The organism is Candidatus Nitrospira salsa (assembly GCF_965152625.1).
Genome location: NZ_CBCUCO010000004.1, coordinates 1,375,585 through 1,384,931, shown reverse-complemented (window position 1 = coordinate 1,384,931; position 9,347 = coordinate 1,375,585). Strand labels below are relative to the sequence as shown.

General features: G+C 46.5%; 7 protein-coding genes. All 7 read right to left on the bottom strand.

Translation table 11 applies throughout. From position 1 onward, the window contains the following. Positions 1-113 precede the first annotated feature (113 nt). Positions 114-1,385, bottom strand: a complete 1,272-nt coding sequence (locus ACWQXP_RS20545) for a c-type cytochrome (protein ID WP_454064708.1) — start codon at positions 1,383-1,385, stop codon at positions 114-116. A gap of 120 nt (positions 1,386-1,505) precedes the next feature. Then, positions 1,506-3,491, bottom strand: a complete 1,986-nt coding sequence (locus ACWQXP_RS20540; RefSeq protein WP_454064707.1) for a cytochrome ubiquinol oxidase subunit I — start codon at positions 3,489-3,491, stop codon at positions 1,506-1,508. Positions 3,492-4,114: 623 nt separating this feature from the next. Then, positions 4,115-5,017: a formylglycine-generating enzyme family protein gene (locus ACWQXP_RS20535; protein ID WP_454064706.1), complete on the bottom strand. Its 903-nt coding sequence runs from the start codon at positions 5,015-5,017 to the stop codon at positions 4,115-4,117. 356 nt (positions 5,018-5,373) lie between these two features. Continuing rightward, positions 5,374-6,291: a formylglycine-generating enzyme family protein gene (locus ACWQXP_RS20530; RefSeq protein ID WP_454064705.1), complete on the bottom strand. Its 918-nt coding sequence runs from the start codon at positions 6,289-6,291 to the stop codon at positions 5,374-5,376. Between the two features lie 65 nt (positions 6,292-6,356). Then, the gene (locus ACWQXP_RS20525; RefSeq protein ID WP_454064704.1) at positions 6,357-6,737 is read right to left on the bottom strand and encodes a hypothetical protein; all 381 of its coding nucleotides are present in this window, start codon (positions 6,735-6,737) and stop codon (positions 6,357-6,359) included. A 46-nt stretch (positions 6,738-6,783) separates the two neighbouring features. Further along, the gene (locus ACWQXP_RS20520; protein ID WP_454064703.1) at positions 6,784-7,470 is read right to left on the bottom strand and encodes a DUF3047 domain-containing protein; all 687 of its coding nucleotides are present in this window, start codon (positions 7,468-7,470) and stop codon (positions 6,784-6,786) included. After that, on the bottom strand, positions 7,467-9,344 hold the full coding sequence (locus tag ACWQXP_RS20515) for a cytochrome ubiquinol oxidase subunit I (RefSeq protein WP_454064702.1): 1,878 nt from the start codon (positions 9,342-9,344) through the stop codon (positions 7,467-7,469). Before ACWQXP_RS20515 ends, ACWQXP_RS20520 begins: the two co-directional genes overlap by 4 nt. Between the last annotated feature and the right edge of the window lie 3 nt (positions 9,345-9,347).

Sequence of the window (9,347 nt, the reverse complement as noted above, 5' to 3'; positions counted from 1 at the left end):
CAGCTCGCTGATCATTTGCATCGGCATGTAGCCTTCCACCAGTTTTAGCCAGGTCATTCCTCTTTACTCCTTACATTTAATTTTGAGGGAATCCACCATAATCACCTTATCCACTACTCAACTGGAGGTGGATCTTGTCCCTCTTTAAGTTGGGAAAGATAATTAACAACTTTATTGACAGCCCCAGCACTTAATTTTTTGCCAAAATCTTTTGGCATTTGACCGTCGGGGTAGTCTGTTACGACATAGGCACTAGGATTAAGAATAGATTCCGTAATATATTCTTTTGTGGATGTGGCATTGCCTTTATAGCCAGCGTCCTTAATTCGGTTAGGAGCATTTGTCCCTTCCATCAGCACTGGCCCCACTTTCCCAGTCGCACCTTCAATGCCAGGAATTATATGACAAGCTACACATCCACCTTTCATGAAGATCTCATTAACTGGTTCTTCACCAGTCGCCAAGACTCCTCCTGCTGCTGCACCTGCATCCTCCTCATCATCCGTGGCGGTAATACGATCGCCTTCTGGAATAAATTTTTCGTAGGAAGCAATAATTTCATCATAAGCAGGAGCTTCGAGCCCTTCCCTGATGTACATCCAGGTATCAACTGCTGCTAACTCACCCATAGCAAGAGAAATCGGAGCCTTATGAATGATCGGCATTGGACTTTCTGTATCATTGGAACCTTTTACCCCAAAACCTGGAACCACATAACAATTCGGGCATGCATGAGATTCTGCGATATACTCTTGAGCATTGGTGGCAGTACCAGATCCCTCAAACGATTCCTTTTGTACACTGGGACGAGAGGCCGGATCATTCATGTGATAATTTGGCTCTTCAAGCCGTGTTTTTGCCCTAGCAGGAATATCGAATAAATTTGGGGCTCTTTCACTTAAGAAACCTTTTTGAAAGCCGTGGCAAAGAGGACATTGCCCCTTCCCAATGGCTCCTTGCACTTTACTTTGACCTAATCCGCCGAAGATGATTTTCTCTCCTTCGTCACCAAGTTGCTGCGAAGACATACTTTGGAAATCAAGCTTTACAACCGGTGGAGGAAACCCACCCTCGACCTGAGGAAGCCAATTCCCATAACCTGACAACGCTGCGGCAACAAAAAACATGAATCCGCCAATTTTCATTAATGCGCCAATATTTGCAAAGTACAAACTCATCACGAAGGTGACAGCCGTGATTAACACCAGCGACATCGGCAACACACCAGGATCATCGTTGAAATTGCTTGTATAGTTAGCAATGGCCATGAAAGCCAAAAGCGCACAGAAAATGCCGACAATAGTCTTAAATGTGGCATTCTTCTTCTGCACAGGATCTGAAATTGTTGCTTGAAAGTAAATGATCAAGCATACAAGGAATGCCAAGACTGGCCATCCGAGAGAAAATCCAGCACCAATAAGTTCTAACACCTTAGTTACCCTCCATCAGGAAACCGCCCAGGCTTAAATCCTGGGCGGCGAAATGGATTCATTGAAATTAATTTCTTAGCTTCCTGCTGCTGGTTGCGTGGCAGGGGTCCCAGGTACCGGCTCTTTTACTGGAACTGGAGTAGCCTTCATGCCGAGTGCCCCCAACCAAAAGACAAACATGATTGTGATCCAGAAGAACAACACATTAAATGAGATCACGTTTGCAGCAAAACCAATCGTATGCGTGTAAGCCCAAGGAGAATTGTCACGCATGACCTCATTGACATGCCAGAACAACCTCACAGATGAACGAATGTAACCCATGAGACCCATCATCCATGTAAATGCGGTTGCCAACATGATTAACGCATATTGTGATCTTGGTTGAATCGTTCCCCACTTAATAGGGCCTAATTCTTTAGCCCCTTTCAACATTGCCAGATTCAGTGGCGTCATAAAGAAGAGGCATGACAGAGTACCGGCGACCTGAGGTACCGATAGGCCGATTCGAACATTTGCTGGGATAAAATATCCATAGCATGCGAGCCAGACATTATTAATCTGACCAATCAGGAAGAAACATCCCATAAAGATATTCCCAAACTTCGACCAACTCACCGTAGGAATTTTATTCCCGCGTTGATACCAGATAAAACTGAGAATTGTGGTCATGATAATGGCATTAATGCCACCATTTTTCGCAGACATCACACCATAGTTCCCTAGCACTGGATGCTGCTGACCACCCATAGCCTTCAGCTCAGCAGGCGTCATCACAATCGTGTGGGGCGTAATAAATACCAGCAACCCGACGACGAGAATAAACACAAGATACTTAATGTACCGCTGAAATCGCTCACCTCCAGTCATCCGCCCTAATGCTTGCCAGAGGTAATAATTAGTTGTCAGGAAGAGAATTCCAATCATCGTGGCTTGAATAATAAACAACCAAGCCAAAAGACCTCCCATGAGCGTAATACCCATCTGTTGGCGATACGCATACACCTCTCGCATAAGCCAATATCCGGCAAACGGAAGAGGAATAAGGAATGCGACACCAAGGCTCATCGCGATATAACCCATCCAATCATAATGGGCTCGGTCTTCATCCGTCTTGGCCGAAAGGAATCTATAAGCAGCATAGGCAGCGACAACTCCACCGCCGAAAGCCATGTTTCCGAGAATACGGTGAACGTTAAGAGGATTCCATAAGGCAGTATGAACAACATGCCAAATGTTTCCAAGATAGCGACCCTGCTCATCAACGCCGGCAGGAGACATCATGAACGCAATCCATGAATTCGCCAAGAACATAAGAACGGTTCCAATGACGTTGAGAACCACACTCATGCTGAGATGAATCCACTTCATGACTCCTTCCTTCATTTGATTCCAGCCATAGTAGTAGATGTACAACGTTGCGCTTTCAGCGACAAACAGCAGCGCATAGATGTGCATGACTGGACGGAAAATGCTAGAAAGGTACCCAAAGAAAGCCGGGTAAAGCGTCAGGAAGGTGAAAATGAGAATCCCACCTAAAATGGCAGTCAAGGAATAAGCGGTCAAGCTAATCTTAATAAAGTCATAGGCCAGCTTGTCATACTTTGCAGCCATGGCCTTATCCTTACTCACCATCCCAGCAAACTCAATGCACATACAAAAAATTGGAACGGCGAGCACAAAACTTCCGTAATACAGATGCTGCTGATTCGCAACCCAAAGCAAAACACGGCTTTCAAAATTGTATCGAGGATAAAACGATTCGTTGTCCTCTGTCACGGGAGCGGGCATCCCCACGGCCGGACCTTCGATTTTGTAGTAGACATCACGACCCGTCTCAATCTTTTCTGCTTCTTCACCTTCCTCACCCTCTCCAGCCTCTTTTTGTGCTGCGACTACGTCAGCAGGTGGCCCACCAGCTGCCCCACCGCCACCGCCGGCAGCCAATGCGGGAAGCGCCATGAAGATGGGAAGCAGCAAGAGCCCCACCATCGCAAATAAGGCCGTACCGGCCATCACCTTTTTACCATTACGGGTCATACGACCTGATAGGTGACCCATGACCAACCTCCTTTTAAAATTGAGCAAGTCCTTAATTCCATTTCATGTCTTTCATAAACGTTTAAGTTCATAAAGAAGCACAAGAGAACTTCGACACGACAGACTAAACTAGCAAACACTTACCTGAACATATAGAAGTAGTCGAGACCCTGCGCATCCATGAGAAACCAATCCAAAAACTGGAAATAGACAAAAGAAATTATCAGCGAAACCACCACATAAACTATTTGCATGTCACCCTCCCGTGAAAATCTTTTTAATACTAGAAAAGCTCCTCAACTCCTTGCGACCATTAGCAGGGGCATTGAATTCCTGCAAACCAGTAAAAGAACCAAAAGCTCACAGCGCATGTGACGTAAAAAATTGCTTTTCCGATTTTTGTTTCAACTGAATCACCTGTTGCCATTGTCCCACCTATCGCTAAATGATTTCACCTAGTTTATTCCACTTGACAGCTTCAAGAATGTCATGCTATTCAATTGCCTTTATTTCACTTTTAAAGGAAGATTCCATGCGTACCAATGCAAAAGTGTTCGATATTATAGTTTTGGCGGGGATGGTTGTCAACATTCTGCTCGCTGTCTTTCTGATTCTTTATTACTTCGATTTTCTTTGAAAATTAACTAGATTTTCTCGGTTGAATTTTTGGGATTTCCAGTAATCTCACTCGAACTCACACATCGAAATCCAATCGTTTCATCCCTAAAATCTGGCACCATAAACATCCGACTCGTGATGCGAAGATCGACCCCCCGATTGGTGTATCCTCCGCCGCGCAGCGTTTTATATGTTCGAGAAACTGTAGAGGAATCTGACTCAACAGACTTTGCATACAGTTGCTCTACGTACCAATTCTCTGTCCACTCCATTAAGTTTCCGGCACCATCAAACACCCCAAACACACTTTGATCTTGCGGAAACGATCCGACTGGTGCCGTAAATTCAAAACCATCTTGCGCTCCACCTAAATTGGCCAAATCTTTCCCGAGCTCGTCTCCCCATGGCCACGTTCTCCCATCAGTACCCCGCATCGCCTTTTCCCACTCTGTCTCGGTCGGCAACCGTTTTCCTTTCCATTCACAGTACGCTTTGGCATCAGCCCAAGACACATACGTGACCGGCTGATTCGGCCCTCTCAGATTGGTCATATTTTTTGCGTAACGAGATGGCGGCCCAGGCTTTCGATGTCCTGTACTTTCAACAAACTCGAGATACTGATGATTGGTAATCTCAAATTTATCAATCCAATATGTATCGACATGAACCCTATTTTCCGGTCGTTCATTAAACCCCCCGTTATTCGTTCCTCGAATAAATTCACCAGCGGGAATCTTGACCATGTGATCTTTGATAAGGGTGACGTCTTCTCTTTGAGGCTGAGACGCCTGCTCGGTATTACGAGATGCCAGGAGTGCATCATCGGGATCGGGGGGAGGAGGTTTTGTTCCTTTTAAAATTCCCAGCAATGGCAAACTTGTCAGGAACAAGACCGCAATGAGAAACACAAACTTAAATCGGCCATCCATGAGTTCTATGCCATCCTATAGCGAATCCAAATATGTTCCAGTGGTGTGCTGAGGCCATGAACGTACAACGTCCCACTCGTCTTGTCTGTTCAACCTTTTATTGAGAATTCCTCTGGATACTCGATATTGTGATCATAAATGTCCTCAGTGGATATGATCGTTCATAAGACCAAGCGTAACTGGTGGGCAATCTATCGTTGAAGCTTTATTCTTTTGATGCCACCAATTTTAGATATTCAAGTAGCCCAGCGTGATTACCCACTCCAAACATCAGAGGTTAACTGAAACGGCTATAGCCTGAAGCATCCTGCATCAGATCTTCAAAAAAATCCCACACCTCCAACCTGACTCAAACATCACAGCTGTTTTTTGGGCTGCTCTGGATCTTTGGCACACCGAAAACCCACTGTGGCATCAGACCTCCACATTTTTGCAGAAAATCGCTTGGTCAATCGTGCCCCCACTCGCGACTCTCGCCAAGACCCACCGCGAATGACCTTATAGACATCATCATTGTCCGGTCCAGCCGGATTCCGATACGAAGTTGTCTGGTAGTAGTCCGGAGCATAGTTATCCAAAACCCACTCTGCGACATTGCCCGTCATATCATAGACACCAAAAGGACTTCGGCCCACTTCATAGGAACCAACCGGCGCCAAATACTGATACCCATCTTCTTGGCCATCCACATTAGCATAGTTTTGATCAAACTTCGCTCCCCACGGATATTGACGCTTTCCTTCACCCCGAGCAGCTTTTTCCCATTCAGCCTCTGTCGGTAATCGCTTTCCAGCCCATCGACAATAGGCAACCGCATCATTCCACGTGACAGCCATAACCGGATAGTCAGGACTTTGAAGTTTTGACACTTCATCTTCGAATACAGGGACAATTGGCTTTTGGTACTTGGTCATTTTCAAAAAACGATCATACTCCTTTTGGGTGACTTCTTTTAAGTCAATATAATAGGTATGGAGATATATGGGATGCGCGGGACCCTCATCAGGATCATCCTTATGACTGCCCATGGTAAATGGTCCTTCAGGCACTTCGACCATTTCACGACCTTCCTCACCAACGACAATTTTATACATGGAAAAATCTTGTACTGGGGCAGCTTGCAACACCCTGGCTTTCGCGGGCCCCTTCGAAGCCACTGCTTCCAATTCCGATTTGCTTTTATATGTCTCATACAACAACAGAACGATCATCATGATAAATGACCCAAAGACAAAGATAATCGCACCAATAAGAACTTTATTATTTTCTGGCATTCAATAACCTCAATATGTGCCTGTCCTTTGGATATACAGGAAATCTATGACATTGCTTGTGCATGTTAGACTTCATGTTTTGTCGGCTCTTCTGTTGGGACCGACGATGACGATGCAAGCCGTCGCTTCCGTTCAGCCAGTGAATCAAGAATCATAGAAACCTGAACTCCCAAAAATCCTCCCATCGCAGCCCCAGAGGCTGAGCCAACAGTTACGGCATCAATTCCACCAAGCACCCAAGCCAGCAACCCTCCCAGGATTGATCCGATAAAAATGCTTAAGAAGAAACGACGCCCACCAAACATGCCAACTCCAGCGCCCAGCGTGATACCGATCAGAACAGCAACAGGCAAATACCCGCCTCCCATGAGCATGCCAATCAACGTCCCGACTGTTCCCATGACGAGAGTCCCAATCAAGACATCAATAATTTTTGACTGAGACATACTCACCATCGTCAAGCACTTTCAAGAAAAGCAGTATCCCGGTAGATTATTTTGGATGCACTGCAAGCGACCCAAAATCTACTTCCACTCCAGGACCACCGAGAAGAGAAATTCCCCAAGCTTTCGGAGCAGGTTCATGCTCGTGAATTCCCTTAAAATCTTCATAGACATTAATTCGTTCTTCGACCCATTCTCCAGTCTGTTCAGCTCCGCTCCGGATCACAACTTCAGTTGATCCGAACATGCCCCCTTCTTTCGTGGTCCCAACCGGTTGGCTAACGCTCCATACGTATTTCGTATTCACTGGAATAAACATCAAATCGACATCCAACGAAGGATACACGGCCGCAATAAACTCTGCCCCTTTTTCAACCGAACGAACTCGCCACCGCCAGGTTAAAATCGGATGAGTCTTCGGATCCCAGGACATATTTTTCGTATACACACGCTGGCTCGAATTTTGAGAATTCAAAAACGACATGCCATCTTCCTGACCAATCACATACGTTTCCTGTGCCGTCACCTTACTCCGTTGAGCATCCCACTCTTTAGGAAATCCGTTTTCATCTGGTTGATTGAAGTCTTCGATGAGTATCGACTCAGCATCCGATTGAGCCAACACGCGCTCCGTGGAATCTACAGATAGCACCAATGCTAGCAACATCACACACCACATACCCGAACAAGTCCAGGACGTTCGACTGCTTGCGTTAGGTTCAAACCATTTCCTCATACCGATGTTTCCTCTTGTGAAAGCGTTTGCACGAGCGGAGAGGAAGGAACACGACTCCCTATTCGCTCATCAGCCGTTTGATAATCACGCCGACTGAGCCAGAACATAAAAAAGACTGAAGCCCAGAACAGCAGCATATTGATTGTCACCATTTTGGCCGCAAAACCTATTTCCGGCATATACGCCCATGGAGACGAGTCCGCAAGTAAGTCATTGACATGCCAGCCAAGACGGCCAGCTGAGCGAATATATCCCATCAAACCCATGACCCAGGTAAAGGCCGCGGCTACGCCAAACAACGCCACCATCCCCCGCAAAGAAATCTTGCCCCAAGCAATGGGTCCGATAACTTTCGACCCCCTCAACATCAACTGATTGAGTCCAATACCTCCCAACACCACCATGGCAGTCGTGACACCTTGTGGCATAGACAAGCCAACACGCACGTTGGCAGGAATATAAAATCCATAAATGGCCAGCCATAGAATGTTTGCCATTCCCAGAACAAACAATGCTCCCAAGGCCACGTTTCCCTTCCAGGCCCATGAGACCGTAATCATCCGATTGGCACGTCGATACAATAAATAACTGAGCGCAGTCAGGCAGATCATCAAGTTGATGGCTCCATTTTTGGCAGACATCACTCCAAATTGACCGATGACTGGGTGTTGAGCCGCACCCATGGCCTTCATTTCGCTCGGAGTCATCGCAATCGTATGCGGGGTAAACCAGACAATAAAACAACCCAATAATGCAAAGATAATCCCCTTAAAATATGGATGAAACCGCTCGCCTCCCTTGATTCGTCCCAAGGATTGCCAAATATAATAGTTAATGCCCAAAAATAAGACGCCAACCGTCACCGCTTGAATCACGAACATCCAAGACAACAACCCGCCCATCATCGTACCACCCATTTGTGAGCTGAATTGGAAGACGGCTTTCATCAGCCAATACCCGGCAATCGGCATCGGCAGCAACGCACAGACGACCACCAGCATAAACACATACCCAACCCAGTCATAATACGCACGTTCGTTTTCCGATTTTGTCGTGAGAAAACGATAGGCTGCATACGCCACCACGACAGCACCACCGGACATAATGTCAGCTAAAAAACGATGCGTGTTGAGCGGATTCCATAACGGCGAATGCAAGAGATGCCAGACATTCCCTAAAAACCGGCCATCACTATCAACCCCTGCAGGCCCCATCATGAACGAGGCCCAGGCATTTGCAATAATCAACAGCAGTGCTCCCATCGCATTCACGAGGACTCCAATTGACATGTGCACCCACTTCCTCGCTCGAGACGCCATGTAATCCCAACTATAGTAATACAACAGTAACAGGAACGAGACACCAAAGAAGACACCCGCATAGACTGGCATCATACTCTTGAATGTTGCGCCCATGTACCCCATAAACCCTGGGTACATCGTGATAAAGACCCCCAACATGAGAGCACCCAACAGGGCGGTAAACGATAAGGAGACGACGGCCACCCGCACAATGTCATGCGCCAGCCCATCATAACGACGAGCAGACTCTGGGTCTCGGCGCGCCAGCCCTAGAAACTCCAATAGTACAGCAAAGAGCGGAAGGGCAAGGACAAAACCTCCAAAGTATGTATGCTGTTGAGCCACGACCCATACCAATACACGATTGTTCACATATCGAATATCAGGATACGAGGATTGAAATTCTTTGGCTGCAGGCCCAACGGGATTACCTTCAGTTTGGTAGTAAATGTCTTTTGAATCAACTGTTGTGAAAGAAGATTCAGCATGGACATACTGACTATCACCAATGACTTGCCAGCCCCAAACCGCCAACACCACCACAAGTACAATTTTCAATTCTTGCGAGACCATGAA